Here is a 17,745-nt window from a genome sequence, read left to right on the forward strand (position 1 = left end):
CGCGAGTGGAACGGTACCGCGAGGCGTCAGTTCGCCCCGTCGGAGGGAGGTGACCCCTCGTCGTCCGGGTCGCGCTCGTCGTGGTCCTGCCCGTCGGGAGCCGGCGTCGACTGCCCGTCGTCCTCGCTCGCCCCGTCTCCGTCGGTGGCCCCGTCGAGAACGGCGGCGCCCGTCACCTCGCCGGCGACGATCCCGTCTGCCGACGCTTCCACCTCGGCCGTCTCGTTCTCGTCGCCGCTCTCGACCGGGAGCGTTGGCGGCGTGTAGGTGTAGACGAACTCCTCGGTCACGGCGTGGTACGCGTCGGTCTCCGGGTCCTCGACGACGCCGGTGTCGTTGTCGATCGCGAAGTCGACGAGGTCCCGAAGCGTCGACGCCTCGGCCTCGGGACGCTCGTGGACGGACTCGGGGAGCCGGATCATGGTGATCCACTCCGCGAACTCGGAGCGATCGTCCCGGTACGAGAGGTACTCCCGTTCGGCCGGCGTGAGCGTGAGGCCGATCTCGCGGCGGGCGTACACCACCCCACCGGCGCCGGCGAGCCCCGCGAGGAACAGCAGCGGGCCGCCCGTGGAGCGGAGCGGGCCGTAGCTCCGCTCGACGGTCATCGACTCCGTCCGTTCGGTCGTGTCCGACTGGAGTCCCGGCTCCGTGACCGTGTACGTGTCCCCTCCGTGATCCAGCGTCATCTCGATCGTCCGCGCGTACGAGGTCGCCTCGCCGTTGATGCTGCCCTCGACGGTCACGTCCGTCGCGACGAACGTCTCCGTCTCGCCGGGCGAGGCGCCGAGCTCCGACTCGATCTCGCTGGCCGTCGCGTCGACCGCGGAGCTGTTGAGCGTGAACGACGCGGTCGCCGTCTCGCCGGGCTCGACGTCGGAGACCGTCTCGGTCACCAGCGGCTCCCGCTCGACCCAGTACACGGTTTCGCCCTCGTCGCCGACGTTCCGGACGATGAGCACCGAGTCGAAGGTGACCGCCACGTCGCTCGCGGCGTCCGCCGCGTAGCTCGTCTCCACGCCGACGTCGAGCACGGGCGCGACCCGCGTGAAGTAGGTGTCCCGGCCGTCGAGCACCGTTCCGGTGTCGAACACCGGGTTCGGCTCCGTCACCTCGGCCGAGTGGACGTACTCGCTCTCGACGGTCAGCGAGGAGACGGTCCGCGTCTCGGTCTCGGTCCCCGGGTCGACGTGGGTCGTGTAGACGAGCCCGCCCCCGACCGCCGCGGCGACGAGACAGACGGCGAGGATCAGGGTGAACTGTGCGTTCAGTACCGCCCGAAGGCGGAGCCGTGTTTCGTCGGGAGCTGTCTGACTCATTCGGTCACCTGTATATCTCGCGGAGGATGCGGCGGTGGAGCGGTGGTTTCGCGCGCGATTCCCGAGACCGGATCCGCGCGGGCTCGCCCCGGAGCAGCAGCACGCCGAGCCCGACGATCCCGCCGCCGAGGAGGCCGTTTATCGCGACCAGCGGAGCCCACGGGTGGACGCCGTACAGTTCGTCGATCACGCTCGATGGCAACACGGCGAGGTACCGGTGTTCGGTGACGAACAGCCGGTAGTATCCCGTCTCGTCGGGCGCATTGAGCGTCACCGTCGTCGACGCCTCGCCCCGGCTCCCCACGGTGACGCGCCGGGGGTCGACGTCGACGCCCGGGCTCTGCGGAGTGACGTACGCGTACACCGGGACCAGCCCGGCGTTGGGGACGACGTACTCCAGCTCTTTGCTCGTGCCCCGCTCGATGACGGTCGGGTTATCGGACTCGAACTCGGCGCTCACGACGCCGTACTCCTGTGACCCCGCCGGAACGACCATCGCCGCGGTCGCGGTCGCCATCAGCACCAGCGCCAGCACGCCGACGATCGCGAACACCGAGGTGCCGTCGTCGCGGGAGCGGTCGCGTTCCCGCGTCTCGCGGCTCCCCCTGTCGAGGTACCAGTCGACGGCGTACGCGACCGACGAGAGCGCGAAGAGGATGTACGCGAGCCCCTGCGTGCCCTGCAGCGACCGGACTCCGAACGTGACCGCCAGCCACGTCTGGACGGAGTCGAGCGCCGACTGGAACCCCATCGCCACGGTGCCGAGGTGCGGGATGACGACCACGCTCCCTCCGACCGTGGCCGCCTTCGCGACGATGTCGGCCTCCTGCACGACGGGCTCGCCGCCGTCCTGATCGGTGAACGGGTTGTTGTCCCCGCGCGTGATGTACCCGCGCTCCGTCTCCTCGACGACGCGGTGGGTCGTCAGCCCGCCGCCTTGGATCTCCTGGGCGTTGAACGTCACCACGTCGCCGGCGCCGACCCCGCCGGCGAGCGGCGCGGGGATCGCGACGAACCCGTCGCCGGGGTTGAGCACCGGCTGCATGCTGCCCGTCTCGACGTAGCTCAGAAGCACCGGCTGGCCGAGGTACTGCCCGACGATCAGCGAGGCGACGACCAGCACGGCTGTGACCTGCAGCGTTATCGAAATGGTGCGTTTGAGGGACATGGATCGTCTCTCGGGGGTCAGTCGGCGTGGGGTGTCATCGGCGGCCCGCAGTCACCGGTACCGGTCTCTCAGTCGTCGACTCGAGAATGTCATTGATGCGTTATAAATACGTGGTTCGGGGCAGTGCGGTGGCGGAAAATCGTGAGGTGCCGCGGCGGACGGCGACGGGCCGAGGCGCCGCCGGCCGGTCACCGCTCGAACGCTCCGGCCGCGAGCAGCGTGAACGACCCGATGAACGCGAGACAGAAGCCGAGCAGGTGGACGTACAGGTTCACCACGCTGCCGGCCCCCGTCGGATCGCCGGGAAAGCCGACGAGCGGGTAGCTGACGACCACGGCGATGCCGACCGCGAACAGGTCGCCGTAGCCCGGGTTCGAGACCGCGGCGCGGATCCCCTCTCGAACCGCCCCCCGAATTCGGATCCCGGCGGTCGACGCGTACAGCGACCCGAGTAGGAGTCCAGCGATCCCGATCGCGACTCCGGCGAGTCCGGGGCCGTCGAGCGCCCCCGCAGAGACCGGTAGCGCCAGCAGCGCCATCCACCCGACGAGCGGGAAGAAGACCGCGGGGAGCGCGCGGATCGACGCGTCCGGGAAGAACCGCTCGCGGGCGTACACCCCGAGCAGGAGCGGGAGCAGCCCCGCGAGCGCCATGTTGATCCCGGAGAAGCCGAAGCCGATCGCGTTCCGGGGGACGGCGAGATTCAGCGCCGAGAGGACGATCGGGAAGGCAGCGAGGAACGTCACGAACGCGATCATGAAGAACTGCCGATACCCCGCCAACACCGCGAGCACGTATCCGACGCCGACGAGGAGGCAGTACCCCGCCACGTTGCCGGCGAGGTGGCCCGCGTCGAGGTGGACGTAATGGGCGGTGAACGCGGTCCGCACCGTCGGGTCGGTGTACGCGAACACCAGCGACCGACGCGTCGACTCGGGGAGCGCGAAGACGGCGCCGAGGACGGCGGGCACCGCCGCGAGCACCAACAGGTCCGCGAGCCGGAGTCGGGCGATCAGCTCGCGGCGGAACCCGGCGTCGCCGGCGTCCCGATCCGCCGCGGTCCCGTCGCCCCGCGCGTTCGAAGAGGCCGTCACGCTCCGACGGTCGCGGACCAGCGGTTAAGACCTGTCGCCGAGCGTCTCTCACGACCGGGGCATCCGACGGACGAGCGCGATCCCGACGACGATGAGCGCGACGAACACGACCAGCCCGCCGAGGTCGTCGAGATCGATGGCGCCGGGCTCCTCGGTCGGTCCCGAACCCGACCCGCCCGCCGCGCCGTCGCCCCCGGTACCGTCACCCGCGCCGGCGTCGTTGTCCCGCCCGGTTCCGGTCCCCGCGTCCGCCTCGTCGTCGGTGCCACCACCCGCCGCGAGGTCACCCACCAGCAGGCTCCCGGCGTCGGTCCCGTCGACCGCGAGGTCGTACTCGCGCGGGGTCTCGAACGCGGCCGTGAGCGCGACGGTCGCGGTCTCGTTCGGGGCCAGCGCGACCGTCTCGTTCGCGACCGGGTCGCCGTCGGCCGTCAGCGTCACCGACCGCTCGCCCGCCGCGCCGCCGCCGTTCTCCACGGTCGCGCGGACGGTCGCCGTCTCGCCCGGATCGATCGCCCGCGGGTCGAGGCCGGTCTCGGTCACGTTGAAGCGGGCGGCGCGCTCCGCGACCGCGAACGTTGAGAACTCCGTGGTCGTCGCCCGGAAGTGCACCCGGTCCTCGGGAAGCCCCCGCCTCCGGACCGCCTCCTCGCCGACGACGCTGGCGCCCTTCTCGGTCCAGTCGCCGGCGTCGCTCTGCCGGTAGAACGTCACGTTTCGCGGGTCGATCCCGGCGTCGGCGAGCGTCTCCCGAGAGGCGCTGAACCGGACCGTCATCGCGTCGACCTCGTCGGCGTCGAAGTCGTGGTCGACGGCGAGGTACGCGATCGACCGCGGGTTCGTCGGCGCCGTCAGCGCGCTCCCGTTCCCGACGGGCTTGGGGGTCCCGGCCGCGTTCACCTCGATGCGGTCGTTTCGGACGCCCGCCACGTCGAGCCCGTCGAGCGTGACGTTCGCGCCGTCGAGGTGCATGCCGTCGGCCTCGAACCGGACCGCGTCGCCGCGACCGATCCCGCTCGCCACGAACTCGCGGCGGTCGTCGCTCTCGGCGCTGACCGTCTTGGTCAGCCCGCCACCGCCGCCGCCGCCCGCCCCCTGCGCGGATCGGTCGTTCGCCGTCGTCTCCGGCTGTGCCTCGCTCGCCTCGATCGAGAACTCGTCGGCGCCCAGATGCGCTCCGGCGGTCGCGCCCCGCGCGTCCAGTTCGAGCCCCACCGTGACGCTCTGGTTCGGCGCGAGCGTGACGTTGTTGGCGTTGCCCTCGACGGAGCCGCCGTCGGCCACGAAGGTGACGTTCTCGCTCTCGTACTCGATCCACACGTCGGCGGCCCGATCGCCCGTGTACGTGATCGTGAACACGTCGTCGATCGTCCCCGTCGCTCCGACGTTCACTCCCTCGAAGGAGGGGTCCTGGATGTTGGGGTTCGACGCCGAGACGTCGATCGCGATCTCGTCGTCGTCATTTAAATAGGCGTACTGCCCGTTCGGCCCGTCGGCCGGCTGGACCGCGATCTTGTCGTCGGCGAAGGTGTCGGCGTCGCCGTCGATGACCGCCGCCCCCGTGGCGAACGCCAACGACCCTGCGGCTACGAGCAGGAGGGCGAGGATCAGGGTACGGCGGAAATGTACCATTATTTATGGTATTTTTCAATTCGTCCGGTGTAGTTCATCGATCCGACATATCATACATTTAGTATAAATATAACGCTGATACTGTGTGAAAGGGGACTAATTATTCATTCCTCTACTGCCTTTGCGATGATGCCGATATTTTCATTGTATTCTTTCACACCTTCATCAGCTGTTTTTATATACAACCCGATGGTGAACGAATCGCCAGGATCTAGTACCACGCCAGTACTTTCCGATTGTAATATCGCAGATGTCTGTCCACTTTTATATATGGCAAGTTCATCCAATTCGCCACTGTAGTCACTGTAAACAGTGACCGAATTTGTCCCCTGATTCTGGAGAACTGCCATATTATCGAACCAGTACTGCGACTGGTTCCCGATGCCATTGGGATCGGTTCCAGCGACAAGGTCGTCCTCTGGCCCTGGAATTCTGAACGTTGCTACGTGCACACCGTCTCCGAGATTAACATCACTAGATCGACCAGCGATCCCAACATCAGTGTTAATCCGAAGATAGGCCTGACTGTCATCAACAATCTTTGCTGTGACACTACGCTCTGCTCGGGTGCTGGAGAATGCACCGGTCCCAACAGTCAGGGAACCAGCTAACAGACCGCCAGTAGCACCAAGCAGGCGTCTTCGTTTCATTAGCTAGAATTGTTAGCTACTGCTGAAGTCTGAACCGTCTTCACTGGAACCATCAGCGTAGAATCCAATGTCGTCGGGAACGTCCGAAAGTGAAGTCGACGCGGTACTTCCCAGCGATTGAATGTCTCCGTTTAGGTAGAATCCGAAGTGAACATAGAGATCGTCACCCGGTGCGAGGTCCTGACTAGCCACGTCGGCACTGTTACTCCAATGAGAGGGAACGGATGGTACCGCAGCGAACGGAGTACTGTCCGCCAACGCGTCTGAAGTTAGTTCGTTATCCGTGTACGAAACTACCATGGGTCCGTCTGGGAGAATGCCGATTGCAGAAGTCCCATTATCATCATCACCGAGTTGGAGTCGAACGGTGTTCGTGCCGTTGTTTTCAATCCTCATCACGTTAGTAAAGGTCGTGTCTGCGTTGGCATTCAGACCGTTCCCATTCTGATTACTATTGCTGCCATCAAACTGGAGCTCGAGAGTGTCGCCAGTCTCTTTCGCGTACACACTCGTAGAGGCATCTAAGCCGAGGTACGCGCCAGAGTCACCAGCAGTACTGACATTGATAGCACGTTCCGCGCGAACGCTTGAGAACGCGCCCGTACCCATTGCAGCCGCACTACCCGTAGCCAATGCGCCCAGACCGGCGATGAACTTGCGTCGGTTTGCCATAGTTGTGTAACCTCGTTGTCCGCACACGACCCGCGGGCCGTCGACGACGGGACATCCCGCCTCACCCGAGGTCGCTCTATGACACCCATGGGGCCTATCCCATATCGTTATGAATTTCCAGAAACACTTCTGGGAGCGGCTGAACAGTCGACGGGTGGGTTCCGCCCTTGCCTGAACCACGATCCGAACGGTTCAGGTGCAGCCTGAGACCTCCAGAACCCCTGTTCAGGAGGGGCTTGAACCGGCAACGATTGCTGAGAGAGAATGTTCCATACGTGATAACTACCGAAGCACGGCGAACGTGATATCTTGAGTGGTGAGAACTATACTGCGTTATCACGCCCTCTTCCGCCGGAATACGGCCACAAACGCGTCCGAATCGGCCTCCGTCTCAACGGCGAGAAAGTTTGTCTGAGTATCATAACCACGGGATTTATGTTGGCGTGTTCATATTTGTCAGACAGATATGGCGTCGGTACAACAGGTAGACGGGGGAGGGTCTGAACCGGCGACGGAGGTGTCCGAGGACGAGCTGTTCGAGGTGTTGGCGAATCAGCGCAGGCGCTTCGCGGTCCATCTGTTGAAGCGCGAGGAGCCCGACTCGATCGCGATCGGGGACATGGCCGAGCAGATCGCGGCTTGGGAGAACGGGATCGAAACGGCGGAGATCACCGGGGCCGAGCGCAAGCGCGTGTACACCGCGCTTCAGCAGTCGCACCTGCCGAAGATGGACAACGTGGGCGTCGTCGACTTCAACAAGGACCGCGGGGTCGTCGAACCGACGCCCGCGCTGCAGAACGTCGACCTCTACATGGACGTCGTCGAGGGGAGGGAGATCCCCTGGAGCACGTACTATCTGGGGATCTCCGGGGTGGCCGTCGCGCTCACCGGCGCTGTGTGGCTCGACGCGTGGCCGTTCGTTCTCCTGTCCGACATGGCGTGGATGATCGCGATCGTCGTGGCGTTTACCTTCTCCGCGATCACCCACAAGTACTACACCGCGGAGATGAAGGTCGGCGAACCCGAGGAACCCCCGGAATTGACGTAGGGCGCCGGGTTTCAAGCGGCGCTTTCGGCGGTTCCGGGAGCGCATAACCTTAGGGTCGGAACACGTATTCCACGACGAACGAAACGTGACCTCGCACTCATAATGAAACGACGACACGCCATCCTCCTGCTCGGCGGTGCGAGCTCCGGCGCGATGAGCATCGGCACCGGCGCGTTCAGCAGCGTCGAGGCCGAGCGCGGCGTGGAGGTGAACGTCGTCGACGACGACGAGGCGTATCTGGGGCTACAGCAAGTGAATCGCTACCTTCCGACCGGCTCTAACACTCAACTGACCGAGCCGGGAGACTACCAGCCGAATGATGTCGTCCAAATAAAAAACCAGTTCTCTGACCCGCTTGATCTGACGGTGAACGTCTCTAAAGCAGCGGGCGTCGTCAGTGACGGTGATATCCGCGTCGACGAGCCACTCAAAGACGGCAACAAACTGGGAATCGGCGATGACGCGTTCGTCGCCGTCACGTGTGGAGACAGCGGGAATGGACAACTGACACTGTCGCTTGACGGCACCGCCGGCGGTGCCACTGTCGAGGTGACTCGGCAGTTTGCGGTGTCGTGTCTCGACGTCAGGTTCAATGGAAATAACGGAAATGCCGTGGTTGAGGGCGTGTTTACTGACCTCCCCGTGACTGTCGTGTTCGAGAGCGGCACAGAAGAAGAGAGAACCATCTCGTCGAACTCGAACAGTGGGACCGGAGCCGCGGAATCGAACGAGGGGGCTGCAAATACGAACAGACAGGCCGTTCTTCACCCACGAAACGGCGGAGAAGGCGGAAATGACGCAATCGAACAAGTCGTAATCTCTGAGACGGTGTTCAAGCGGTCATAGCGCTCCCCGGCGTCGTTCGCCCCACGTTTCGAGTCGGTCGCCGGAACGCGCGTCTCCGAACCGACGATCGACCGGGGCCGCGCCCCGTTCTGATGCCCTTATCTGTCTCCCGTATTGGCACTCGGACATGGACGACCACTCACGCGAACCCGACCCGGACGAACGCGTGACATCCCCGATGCAGGGATTCGGCAGCCGCGAGGTCGGCATCGGCGCGGCCGTCGCCCTCGTCGGCCTGCTGGTCGCGTACACCGTTCCGTTCCTCGCGACTTTCTGAGCGCTGCCGGAAGTACCCCGGCGATCGCGTCGATCACGGACACAGGGATCCCCCGTCGGATCGAAGCGAACAGAGCGCCAAGTGAAACGCCGTCAGTCGTCGCCCGGGCGATACGCTCCCGACCGGTGTTCGATGTCGTAGATACGCGGCGTCTTGCTCTCGCGATCGGCGTCGGCTCCGAGTCGGAAGTCGCCGATTCGGATCTTACCGTGCGGGACGCCCGACGGGGGTTCGATGTACGCCGACGGATCGCACCACTCGTCGGTGACGATCTCGTCGAGTTTCGACAAGGTACGTCGCTGTGTCGGCGTGTCCAAGTTCTCGAACGTCCGGGCGGCGGGAGGACGAAACTTCCACGTCCAGTCGTCACGCGTCGTCATCGATCAGATCGACGACTTCCTCGCGGGAGACGGCCTCGCTCTCACCGTTCCGCATGGCGTACTCCTCGGTGGCGATGCTCGCGAGTATCTCGCGCGACGCACCGGGATGATCCGTCGCGTCCCGAATCGCGTGTCGAAGGAACTCGCTCCGCGAGGTGTATCCCTCCTCTTTCCAGACCGCGTCGATCTCCGCCAGCTGTCGTTCGGTGACGCGAATATTGATCGTCGTCGTCTCGGGATCGTCGATGTTGCCGCCGTTCGTACCTGTTTCAGACATACGTATGTATTGCATACGCGGTTATATAAATACTATTCTGGCGAGGACGCCGTCCTCGGTGTCAGGAGGAACTATCCGCGCCAGAAACTACACCTGTCGCCGAAACGCTTGTATAGAATATATACATAGCATACACTATGCCCACCATCTCGACGCGAGTCCCCGATGACCTCGAAGCGGAACTCGAAGCCTACCTCGACGAGGAGCGCCTCGACCGGAGTACGGCGGTCCGAAAGCTCCTCTCGGAGGGGCTCGAAGCGTGGCGACGCGAGCGCGCGCTCGAACGCTTCGCCGACGGCGACGTTTCTCTCATAAAGGCCGCCGAACTCGCGGAGGTATCGGTGTGGGAGTTCGCGCGCCTCGCCGAGGAGGCCGACGACGCGTGGGTGTCCGGTGACCACCTCGAAGCCGACCTCGACGAGCTGTGAGCTGGGTCTTCGACGCGACACCGCTGATCTATCTCGCGAAGGCGGAACGGCTCGGCGTGATCGAGACGCTGGACGAGCCGCGAGTCGTCCCGGAGGCCGTCCACCGCGAAGTGGTTACGGCCGGCGTCGAGCAGGGGTACGACGACGCGCGTCGGATCGAGCGCGCCGTGGAGGAGGGCCTCGTCGACGTCGTCGCGGTCGACACCGACGACTCGCCGGTCGCGACGCGACTCGCGCGCCATCCGGGGTTGAGCGACGCCGACGCCGCGGTCCTGACCTGCGCGGCCGCCCGCGACGCGGTCGCCGTGATGGACGAGTCGGCCGGACGCTCCGCGGCCGAAGTAGAGGACGTCGAGACGCGGGGGACCGCGTACCTCGTCCTCGCCGCCGTGCAGGACGGGCACCTGTCCACGCCGGAGGGACGTGACGCCATCGACGCGATGATCGATCACGGCTGGTACGTGGCGCCGGACGTGTACACGAAGATCGTCGGGACGTTGGAATCGCTCGGGGACTGATCGAGGACTTCTCCGTCGATTCCGTGTCGGAGCGACTCGGGCGCTCGATCTCGGGTTCCGTTTCCTCGTCGACCGCCTGCGCGCTCTCGATCTGCCCGTTCACCACCGCGTTCTGCTGTGGGCTCCACACCTCAGGTGGGTGTGGTCTCGAGTTCCTCCGAGCCGACTGTCTGCTCCGCTCGCCCGCCCCGTTCAGATGCCCTTATGTGTCCCCCGCACTGACAGCCGGATATGGACGATCACTCCCACGAGCCCGACCCGGACAAGCGCGTGACCGCTCCCATGCAGTCGTTCGACAGCCGCGCGGTCGGTATCGGCGCTGCCGTCACCCTCGTCGGTCTGCTCGTCGCGTACGTCATCCCCTTCCTGTTCACCTTCTGAGCGACGCGGTCGCTCGCGGGTTCTGTACGAGAGAGCGCCCCGACAGCGACGCGCCTACCGCGGGTACCAGGCCAGCGGGTGATCGGCGGTGAGCTCCAGGCTCACCGCCTCGTCGAGGTCGAACTCCTCGACGTGGTTGTGGAGGCAGTGGACGACCTCGCCGGAGTCGAGCTCGACCCGATAGATGAACGATGGCCCGACGTACTGCCGCGAGACGATGGTCCCGTCGGCCAGCTCGGCGCTCGCGGGGCTCGCCCGGAGGTCGTCGGGCCGCACCAGAACGTCGACGGGCGCGCCGTCGTAGACGGTGTCGTACCCCTCCAGCGTGACGGCGTCGAACCGACCGACCCCGGTCTCGACCTTCCCGTCGCGGAGCTCGCCTTCGAGGAACGACGCGCGCCCGAGGAAGGAGGCGACGAACTTCGACTCGGGGCGCTCGAACACGGACTCGGGGCGACCGACCTGCTCGATCCGCCCGTCGTTCATCACGGCGACGCGGTCGGAGATGGAGAGCGCCTCCTCCTGGTCGTGGGTGACGGAGACGGCGGTGACGCCGGCCTGCTTCAGGATCCGGCGGACCTCCTCGCGCATCTCGACGCGGAGCCGCACGTCGAGGTTCGAAAACGGCTCGTCGAGCAGGAGCACCTCGGGCTCGGGCGCGAGCGACCGCGCGAGCGCGACGCGCTGTTTCTGCCCGCCGGAGAGCTGGTCCGGGGTCTTCTCGCCGTGCTCGGGGAGGTCGACGAGGTCGAGCAGTTCGTCGACGCGCGCCGAGCTCGCGCCCGCGTCGTCGAGGCCGAACGCGATGTTCTCCCGGACGGTGAGGTGCGGGAACAGCGCGAAGTTCTGGAAGACGATCCCCACGTCGCGCTCCTCGGGCGGGACGAACGCCCCGTCGCCGGAGACGGCCTCGTCGCCGAGGGTGATCCGTCCCTCGGTGGGTTCCTCTAACCCGGCAATCGTCCGGAGCGTCGTCGTCTTCCCGCAACCGGAGGGGCCGAGGAAGGTGAGCAGCTCTCCCGGCTTGACGTCGAGGGAGACGCCGTCGACGGCGGTCTCCGGGCCGAAATCCTTCGTCACACCCGACAGCGACAACACGGGATCCGGCGCGCTGCCGGCGCTCGATCCGGCCGCGTCGGCGTGCGCTTCGTTCGTGTCCGCGGGCGACTCGCTCGCGTCCTGGGCCGACTGCGTCCGTTTGATTGATTCCGTGTGAGACATCGGTGTGTCGGGCGCCGGACCGGCCGGCGTCCCGTAACTGCCACTACGTATTTTAGGAACACCTAAAAGCGTATCGCTCGCTTTCCCTTCGCGATAACGCGAGTCCGGTATAACCGTCTCAGTCGGTGGCGGCGGGGTCGCCCTCGTCGACTCAGGCGAGCTCGCGCTCGATGACGCCGCGGAGGTCCCGGATCGCCTCGGCGTCGAGGGTCGTCTCGTCGTCGCCGACCGACAGCGACAGCGTCCCGTCGGTCGTCACGTCGCCGAGTCGGAGGACCGGCAGCCCCCCGGCGCGGTCGGCGACCGCCTCGGGGTCGGTCGTCTGGACGACCAGCCGTCCGGGCGTCTCCTCGAACGCCGCGACCCGATCGGGGAGGGTCACGTCGGCGCCCGCCTCGTCGGTCACCAGCTCCGCGAGCGCGACCGCGAGCCCGCCGTCGCTCACGTCGTGGGTCGCGAGCGTCGACTCGTGGCGGGCGACCGCCGCGAGCGACGCGATCCGATCGGCGAGGCCGTCCGTCTCCGACTCCGGGAGCGTCGGGAAGCGGTCGGTCCCGCCCGCCTGCGCGAGGTACTCGGAGCCGCCGAGCGCGCCGCCGTCGGCGCCGCCGTCGCCGACCAACAGCAGCTCCGAGTCGCCGGCGCGGTCGGCGTTGAGGGCGGCGGGCGGGGCGTCGTACCCCGTACGTGTGCCGATCAGCGCGAGCGTCGGCGTCGGCGGGATGGGCCCCTCGACGCTGTCGTTGTACAGCGAGACGTTACCGCCGACGACGGGGGTGTCGAGATCGGCGCAGGCGTCGGCGAGCCCGTCGACGATCCCCTTGAAGCCGCCGTACACGTCGGGCTTCTCCGGGTTGCCGCCGTTGAGGCAGTCGACCGCGGCGAGCGGGACCGCGCCCTTCGCGGCGAGGTTCGTCGCGTTTTCGAGGGCGACGGCGCGAGCGCCCTCGTAGGGCGCGGCCTCGGTCCAGTTCGGGTTCGCCCCGGCGGAGAGCGCGAGGCCGACGCCGGGTGATTCGGCGGCCGGCTCGGACTCCGACTCCGTCTCGCGGATCGCCATGATCGCGGCGTCGTCGCCGGGTTTCAGCGCCGTGCGGACGCCGACCTCGTGGTCGTACTGGCGGTACACCCAGCGCTTGCTCGCGGTGGAGGGAGCGGCGACGACCGACTCGACCGCCTCCTCGAGGGCCGGCTCGGGGTCCGGGAGGTCGCGATCCGGCTGAGTCGGGGTCTCGCTCGGAAGGTCGTTCATCGGGGCGCCGTCGGCGAGGTACGCGGCGTCCACGTCGACGACGACTTCGGATTCCGCGTCGTCTCCCTCGCCCGCGCCGCCGAACTCGCAGACGTAGTTCCCGTCGGTCACCTCGCCGATGACCGAGCAGCCGAGGTCGAACCGCTCGGCGAGCGCCTCGGCGCGCGCCACGTCTTCGGGGGCGACCTCGTAACACATCCGCTCTTGGCTCTCGGCGAGCAGGATCTCCATCGCGTTCATGTTCGGTTCGCGCTGGTGGACGCTGTCGAGGTCGATCCGGGCGCCGAGCCCGCCCTTCGCGACGAGTTCCGAGGAGGCGCCGCCGAGGCCCGCCGCGCCGAGGTCGCGGGCCGACAGGACCAGATCCTCGTCGACCAGCGCCTCGTTGCACTCGATCAGCCGCTTCTCGGCGTAGGGGTCGCCGACCTGCACCGCGGGGCGGTCCTCGGTCTCGGCGTCCTCGGCGAGGTCCTCGCTCGCGAAGGAGGCGCCGCCGAGGCCGTCGCGCCCGGTGCCGTTCCCGACGAGCACGAGCTTGTTCCCCGGCTCCTGGGCGGTCGCGGTCACGAGTCGGTCCTCGTTCGTGAGGCCGACGCAGGCGACGTTGACGAGGGGGTTCCCCTCGTAGCCGTCGTGGAAGGCGACGCTGCCGCCGACGGTGGGGACGCCGATGCAGTTGCCGTAGTGGGAGATCCCCTCGACGACCCCCTCGAAGAGGTAGCGCGAGCGCTCGCGGTCGAAGCCGCCGAAGTACAGCGAGTCGAGCAGGGCGATCGGGTACGCGCCCATCGACATGGTGTCGCGGACGATGCCGCCGACGCCGGTGGCCGCGCCGTCGAACGGGTCCACGAAGGAGGGGTGGTTGTGACTCTCGACGCCGAAGGTGACGTACTGATCGCTGTAGTCGTCGGCGTCGCGCTCGGCCGGGGGCGTGTCCGCCGCGGCGGGGTCCGGCAGCGCGAGGACCGCCGCGTCGTCGCCGGGGCCGACGACGACCTGATCGCCCTCGCTCTCGAACGCCGACAGCAGAGGCCGCGAGGAGCGGTACGCGCAGTGCTCGCTCCAGAGGTTCTCGAACAGCGCGGCCTCGGCCGCCGTCGGCTCCCGGCCGAGCTCTGCGACGACGAGCTCGTGGTCCGGCTCGGACAGACTCATTCACTTACGTGGTTATCGAGCCGGTTCTAATGCTTTTCTATGTGCACGTTCGTGCGGTTGCCGGTGACTGCGAAGGCAGCACGGACCGCGGTGCTGTGCGGTGGCGCGCGCCGCCGAGTGGCCGCCCTCGGCGGCCATGAGGAGCGCGCGCGAGGGACACCGCGAGCGCTTTCAAGCGCGAGCGGCGAGGCTGGGGAGGTGTGAGGTATGGTCCTGTGCGGGGCGGGAGGCGGGGGGGACTCGAAGGGGCAGTCGCGAGGACGAAGACTGACGACGCACGCACCGCAAAGAGAGCGAGTGAAACGAGCGACCGAGTGAAGAGCGCAGTGAGTGAGGAGCGCAGCGAGTCATGCGAATCGTCGCGACCGGGGATTTGGTGGTGTTTCCCGCCGTCGGTCTGCCGGCAGTCGTTTATAACCGATCGCTATACCAGTACAAGCGACGCGCCGTAGACCACCGACGCTCCGAGCGCGCCGACGGCCAGCGACTTCAGGTTCAGCCGCACCGCGCGCCGGCGGTCCGCCGCGAGCGCGGCCTCGTCTCGCACCTGCCGGGTCTCCCCGTCGACGTCGAAGACGCCGATCCCGGCGAAGCCGACGCAGAACCGCTCGCGGTACTGGAAGTACCCCATCGCAGCGCCGTACAGCGGGAACAGCGACAGGATGAGCGTCCAGCGCGGCCACTCCACGGCGACGATCGCGGCGACGGTGACGACCGCGAGCAGCAGCGACCCGACCCCGAGGAGGAGCCGCCGTCGCTGTTGGGCCGGTCCGATGTTGCACACGCCCGGTTGATACTCCATACCGATCGCATGGGGGCGGCGGTCGAAAAGGGCCCGGATCGGGACGGGCGCTCCGGTTCGGATCCGCCCTCGGCTTCGCTTCGGCTCGCCCCCCGTCTCAACTTCGGCTCGCCCCCCGTCTCAACTTCGGCTCGGCCTCGACGCGGAACTCCGTTCCGCGGTGCCAACCCTCAAAAGGGCTCCCGACGACCCTTCTCCCGTGAAACGGATCCAGCTCGGCAACACCGTCTTCGAGGGCGAGAACGACGTGTACCTGCTCGACGGCGAGACGACCGCGCTCGTCGACACCGGCGTCGCGCTCCCCGACGTGCGCGAGGAGCTGGCGGCCGGCCTCGCCGAGCACGGGGTCGGGTTCGCGGACGTGGACGCGGTCGCGCTCACTCACTGGCACCCCGATCACGCGGGGTTGGCCGGGGAGATACAGGCCGAGAGCGGCGCGGACGTGTACGTCCACGAGGCCGACGCGTCGCTCGTCGACGGCACCGAGACGCCGCTGTTCCTCGACCGCGACCTCCAGCGCGAGACGTTCGACCGGTGGGGGATGCCCGACTCCGATCGGAACCGGCTGACGGCGTTCTTCGACGCGGTGAGCACCAACCTCAGCGGGCGCCCCGCCGAGGTGACGACGTTCGGCGACGGCGACGTGATCGACGCCGGCGGCGTGACCCTCGAAGCGGTCCACCTGCCGGGCCACACCGCCGGGCTCACCGGGTTCGCCTTCGACCCGCGGACGGTTCCCGACCACGAGCCGGTCGCCGGCGCGGACGCGAGCGAGGAGCTGTTCGCCGGCGACGCGCTCCTCCCGCGGTACACCCCGAACGTCGGCGGCGCGGACGTGCGGGTCGACGGGCCGCTGGCGGCGTACGCCGAGAGCCTCGCGCGGATCGTGGCGCGCGACTTCGACGCGGCCCACCCGGGTCACCGCGAACGGATCGACGAGCCGAGCCTGCGGGCCGCGACGATCCTCGATCACCACCGCCACCGCACGCGGCGGGTGCTCGACGTGCTCGAAGGCGCGGGCCCCGCGACCGCGTGGGAGGTTTCGGCCGCGCTGTTCGGCGACCTCTCGGAGATCCACGTGCTCCACGGCCCCGGCGAGGCGTTCGCGCACCTCGATCACCTCGCCGACGCGGGCGTCGTCGAGACCGACGGGACCGCCTACCGGCTGATCGAGCCGGAGCCGAACGTCGACGCGCTGTTCCCGACCACGGCCCTCGACGACGCGGTCGACGGCTCGGAGGGGTGACCGGACGCCCCCCTCGCGGTCACGCCGCGCTCACCGTCCGTCGCCGATCGCGGGTCCTTTTGTACTCCCTCGCCGACGCTCCGGTATGTACACCGTAGCGACTGCGGCGCCCCCGGCGACCGCGGGGGACGCCCCGGCGAGGTGGTCGGCGTGACGGATCTGGTGACGTTCGGCGAGACGATGCTCCGCCTCTCACCGCCGCGCGGCGAGCGGCTGGAGACCACCGAGACCCTCGGCGTGCAGGCGGGCGGCGCGGAGAGCAACGTCGCGGTCGGCGCCGCCCGGCTCGGCACCGACGCCGTCTGGCTCTCGAAGCTCCCGGAGTCGCCGCTCGGGCGCCGGATCATCGGCGAGCTTCGGAGCCACGGCGTCCGGACGGGCGTGTCGTGGGCCGACCCCGAGACGAGCCGGGTCGGGACGTACTACCTCGAACACGGCGGCGAACCCCGCGGGACGAACGTGATCTACGACCGCGCCGACGCGGCGATCACGACGGTTACGCCCGCGGAGCTCCCCACCGGAGCGCTGGAGGCGGCCGAGCGCTTCCACACGACCGGGATCACGCCCGCGCTCTCGGAGCAGGCCGCGGAGACGACGACGGCCCTGCTCCGCGCGGCCGGCGAGGCCGACGTGACGCGCTCGTTCGACCTCAACTACCGGGCGAAGCTCTGGGACCCCGAGACCGCCCGCGCCGCCTACGAGGAGCTCTTCGAACAGATCGACACCCTGTTCGTCCCCCGCCGTGACGCCCGGGAGGTACTGGACCGCGAGGGCGACGCGATCGAGATCGCCCACGGACTCGCCTCGGAGTTCGACTTCGGGACGGTGGTCGTCACCCGGGGCACGGAGGGCGCGGTCGCGCTCCGGCGCGGCGAGATCTACGAGCAGGGGGTCTTCGAGGCCGACACCTACGACGCGATCGGCACCGGCGACGCCTTCGTCGCCGGCTACCTCGCGAAGCGCATCCACGGCGGCGACGTGGCCGACGCGCTGGAGTGGGCCGCCGCGGCCGCCGCCCTGAAACGCACCGTCGACGGCGACCTCGCGGTGATCACGCCCGACGACGTTGCGAGCGTCGTCGACGGCGCGGGCGGGATCAATCGGTAGGACTCTTTACAAATCGCTGTGCGGTGGCGCGCGCCTCCGAGTGGCCGCCCTCGGCGGCCATGAGGAGCGCGCGCGAGGGACACCGCGAGCGCTTTCAAGCGCGAGCGGCGAGGCTGGGGAGGCGTGAGGCTGCGGTTGCGGTGTGGGGCGGGACTCAAAGGGGCGGCCGCGAGGACGAAGGTGGCCGCAGCAAGCACCGCAACGAGGGAGCGTCAGCGACCGAGTGAGGCGCGCAGCAAGGCCCCCGAGTCGTCGCGGCCGGGGCTTTGGAG

Annotated in this window: 19 protein-coding genes; 8 read left to right on the forward strand and 11 right to left on the reverse strand. The window is 67.9% G+C overall.

The window, feature by feature from the left end; translation table 11 throughout:
• Positions 1-26: 26 nt before the first annotated feature.
• The 6 genes from DJ69_RS07840 to DJ69_RS17845 all read right to left on the reverse strand — a co-directional run bounded on the left by DJ69_RS07840 (position 27) and on the right by DJ69_RS17845 (position 6,535).
• The gene (locus tag DJ69_RS07840; protein ID WP_180271755.1) at positions 27-1,319 is read right to left on the reverse strand and encodes a DUF5305 domain-containing protein; all 1,293 of its coding nucleotides are present in this window, start codon (positions 1,317-1,319) and stop codon (positions 27-29) included.
• A gap of 4 nt (positions 1,320-1,323) precedes the next feature.
• Complete coding sequence (locus DJ69_RS07845; protein ID WP_099255115.1) at positions 1,324-2,487, reverse strand: signal peptidase I; 1,164 nt, start codon at positions 2,485-2,487, stop codon at positions 1,324-1,326.
• Between the two features lie 188 nt (positions 2,488-2,675).
• Positions 2,676-3,581, reverse strand: coding sequence for a hypothetical protein (locus DJ69_RS07850; RefSeq protein ID WP_099255116.1), 906 nt, complete (start codon positions 3,579-3,581; stop codon positions 2,676-2,678).
• A gap of 48 nt (positions 3,582-3,629) precedes the next feature.
• Positions 3,630-5,213, reverse strand: a complete 1,584-nt coding sequence (locus tag DJ69_RS07855; RefSeq protein ID WP_099255117.1) for a CARDB domain-containing protein — start codon at positions 5,211-5,213, stop codon at positions 3,630-3,632.
• A 104-nt stretch (positions 5,214-5,317) separates the two neighbouring features.
• Positions 5,318-5,863, reverse strand: a complete 546-nt coding sequence (locus DJ69_RS17840; protein ID WP_144050404.1) for a DUF1102 domain-containing protein — start codon at positions 5,861-5,863, stop codon at positions 5,318-5,320.
• Positions 5,864-5,875: 12 nt separating this feature from the next.
• Entirely contained in the window at positions 5,876-6,535 is a 660-nt protein-coding gene (locus tag DJ69_RS17845; protein ID WP_144050405.1) for a hypothetical protein, read from the reverse strand.
• A 466-nt stretch (positions 6,536-7,001) separates the two neighbouring features.
• Between DJ69_RS17845 and DJ69_RS07860 the strand changes: the two genes are divergently transcribed.
• The 3 genes from DJ69_RS07860 to DJ69_RS18305 all read left to right on the forward strand — a co-directional run bounded on the left by DJ69_RS07860 (position 7,002) and on the right by DJ69_RS18305 (position 8,706).
• Positions 7,002-7,583, forward strand: a complete 582-nt coding sequence (locus DJ69_RS07860; RefSeq protein WP_099255118.1) for a DUF7344 domain-containing protein — start codon at positions 7,002-7,004, stop codon at positions 7,581-7,583.
• A 153-nt stretch (positions 7,584-7,736) separates the two neighbouring features.
• Positions 7,737-8,429 (forward strand): hypothetical protein, encoded by a 693-nt coding sequence (locus DJ69_RS07865; RefSeq protein ID WP_144050406.1) that lies wholly within the window; start codon positions 7,737-7,739, stop codon positions 8,427-8,429.
• 127 nt (positions 8,430-8,556) lie between these two features.
• Positions 8,557-8,706: a DUF7550 family protein gene (locus DJ69_RS18305; RefSeq protein WP_180271756.1), complete on the forward strand. Its 150-nt coding sequence runs from the start codon at positions 8,557-8,559 to the stop codon at positions 8,704-8,706.
• A gap of 92 nt (positions 8,707-8,798) precedes the next feature.
• Here DJ69_RS18305 and DJ69_RS07870 read toward each other — a convergent pair whose 3' ends face one another.
• Positions 8,799-9,086, reverse strand: coding sequence for a type II toxin-antitoxin system RelE family toxin (locus DJ69_RS07870; RefSeq protein WP_099255120.1), 288 nt, complete (start codon positions 9,084-9,086; stop codon positions 8,799-8,801).
• Positions 9,073-9,363: a ribbon-helix-helix domain-containing protein gene (locus tag DJ69_RS07875; RefSeq protein WP_099255121.1), complete on the reverse strand. Its 291-nt coding sequence runs from the start codon at positions 9,361-9,363 to the stop codon at positions 9,073-9,075. Before DJ69_RS07875 ends, DJ69_RS07870 begins: the two co-directional genes overlap by 14 nt.
• A gap of 137 nt (positions 9,364-9,500) precedes the next feature.
• Here DJ69_RS07875 and DJ69_RS07880 point away from each other — a divergent pair, with 137 nt between their 5' ends.
• From DJ69_RS07880 to DJ69_RS18310, 3 genes are all read left to right on the forward strand, one after another.
• A complete protein-coding gene (locus DJ69_RS07880) occupies positions 9,501-9,791 on the forward strand; it encodes a hypothetical protein (protein WP_099255122.1) in 291 nt (96 codons plus the stop codon).
• Positions 9,788-10,309, forward strand: a complete 522-nt coding sequence (locus tag DJ69_RS07885; protein WP_099255123.1) for a DUF3368 domain-containing protein — start codon at positions 9,788-9,790, stop codon at positions 10,307-10,309. Before DJ69_RS07880 ends, DJ69_RS07885 begins: the two co-directional genes overlap by 4 nt.
• A gap of 231 nt (positions 10,310-10,540) precedes the next feature.
• Entirely contained in the window at positions 10,541-10,690 is a 150-nt protein-coding gene (locus DJ69_RS18310; protein ID WP_180271757.1) for a DUF7550 family protein, read from the forward strand.
• A gap of 54 nt (positions 10,691-10,744) precedes the next feature.
• Here the strand turns inward: DJ69_RS18310 and DJ69_RS07890 are convergent, their stop codons facing one another.
• The 3 genes from DJ69_RS07890 to DJ69_RS07900 all read right to left on the reverse strand — a co-directional run bounded on the left by DJ69_RS07890 (position 10,745) and on the right by DJ69_RS07900 (position 15,120).
• Positions 10,745-11,911 carry an ABC transporter ATP-binding protein gene (locus DJ69_RS07890; RefSeq protein ID WP_099255124.1) on the reverse strand — a complete coding sequence of 389 codons (1,167 nt, stop codon included), beginning with the start codon at positions 11,909-11,911 and terminating at the stop codon, positions 10,745-10,747.
• Positions 11,912-12,062: 151 nt separating this feature from the next.
• A complete protein-coding gene (purL, locus tag DJ69_RS07895) occupies positions 12,063-14,318 on the reverse strand; it encodes a phosphoribosylformylglycinamidine synthase subunit PurL (protein ID WP_099255125.1) in 2,256 nt (751 codons plus the stop codon).
• A 424-nt stretch (positions 14,319-14,742) separates the two neighbouring features.
• On the reverse strand, positions 14,743-15,120 hold the full coding sequence (locus tag DJ69_RS07900; RefSeq protein ID WP_099255126.1) for a hypothetical protein: 378 nt from the start codon (positions 15,118-15,120) through the stop codon (positions 14,743-14,745).
• Between the two features lie 199 nt (positions 15,121-15,319).
• Here DJ69_RS07900 and DJ69_RS07905 point away from each other — a divergent pair, with 199 nt between their 5' ends.
• Complete coding sequence (locus DJ69_RS07905; RefSeq protein ID WP_099255127.1) at positions 15,320-16,366, forward strand: MBL fold metallo-hydrolase; 1,047 nt, start codon at positions 15,320-15,322, stop codon at positions 16,364-16,366.
• Between the two features lie 141 nt (positions 16,367-16,507).
• The gene (gene kdgK1, locus DJ69_RS07910; protein ID WP_180271758.1) at positions 16,508-17,473 is read left to right on the forward strand and encodes a bifunctional 2-dehydro-3-deoxygluconokinase/2-dehydro-3-deoxygalactonokinase; all 966 of its coding nucleotides are present in this window, start codon (positions 16,508-16,510) and stop codon (positions 17,471-17,473) included.
• Positions 17,474-17,745 lie beyond the last annotated feature (272 nt).

The organism is Halorubrum persicum (assembly GCF_002727125.1).
GTDB lineage: Archaea > Halobacteriota > Halobacteria > Halobacteriales > Haloferacaceae > Halorubrum > Halorubrum persicum.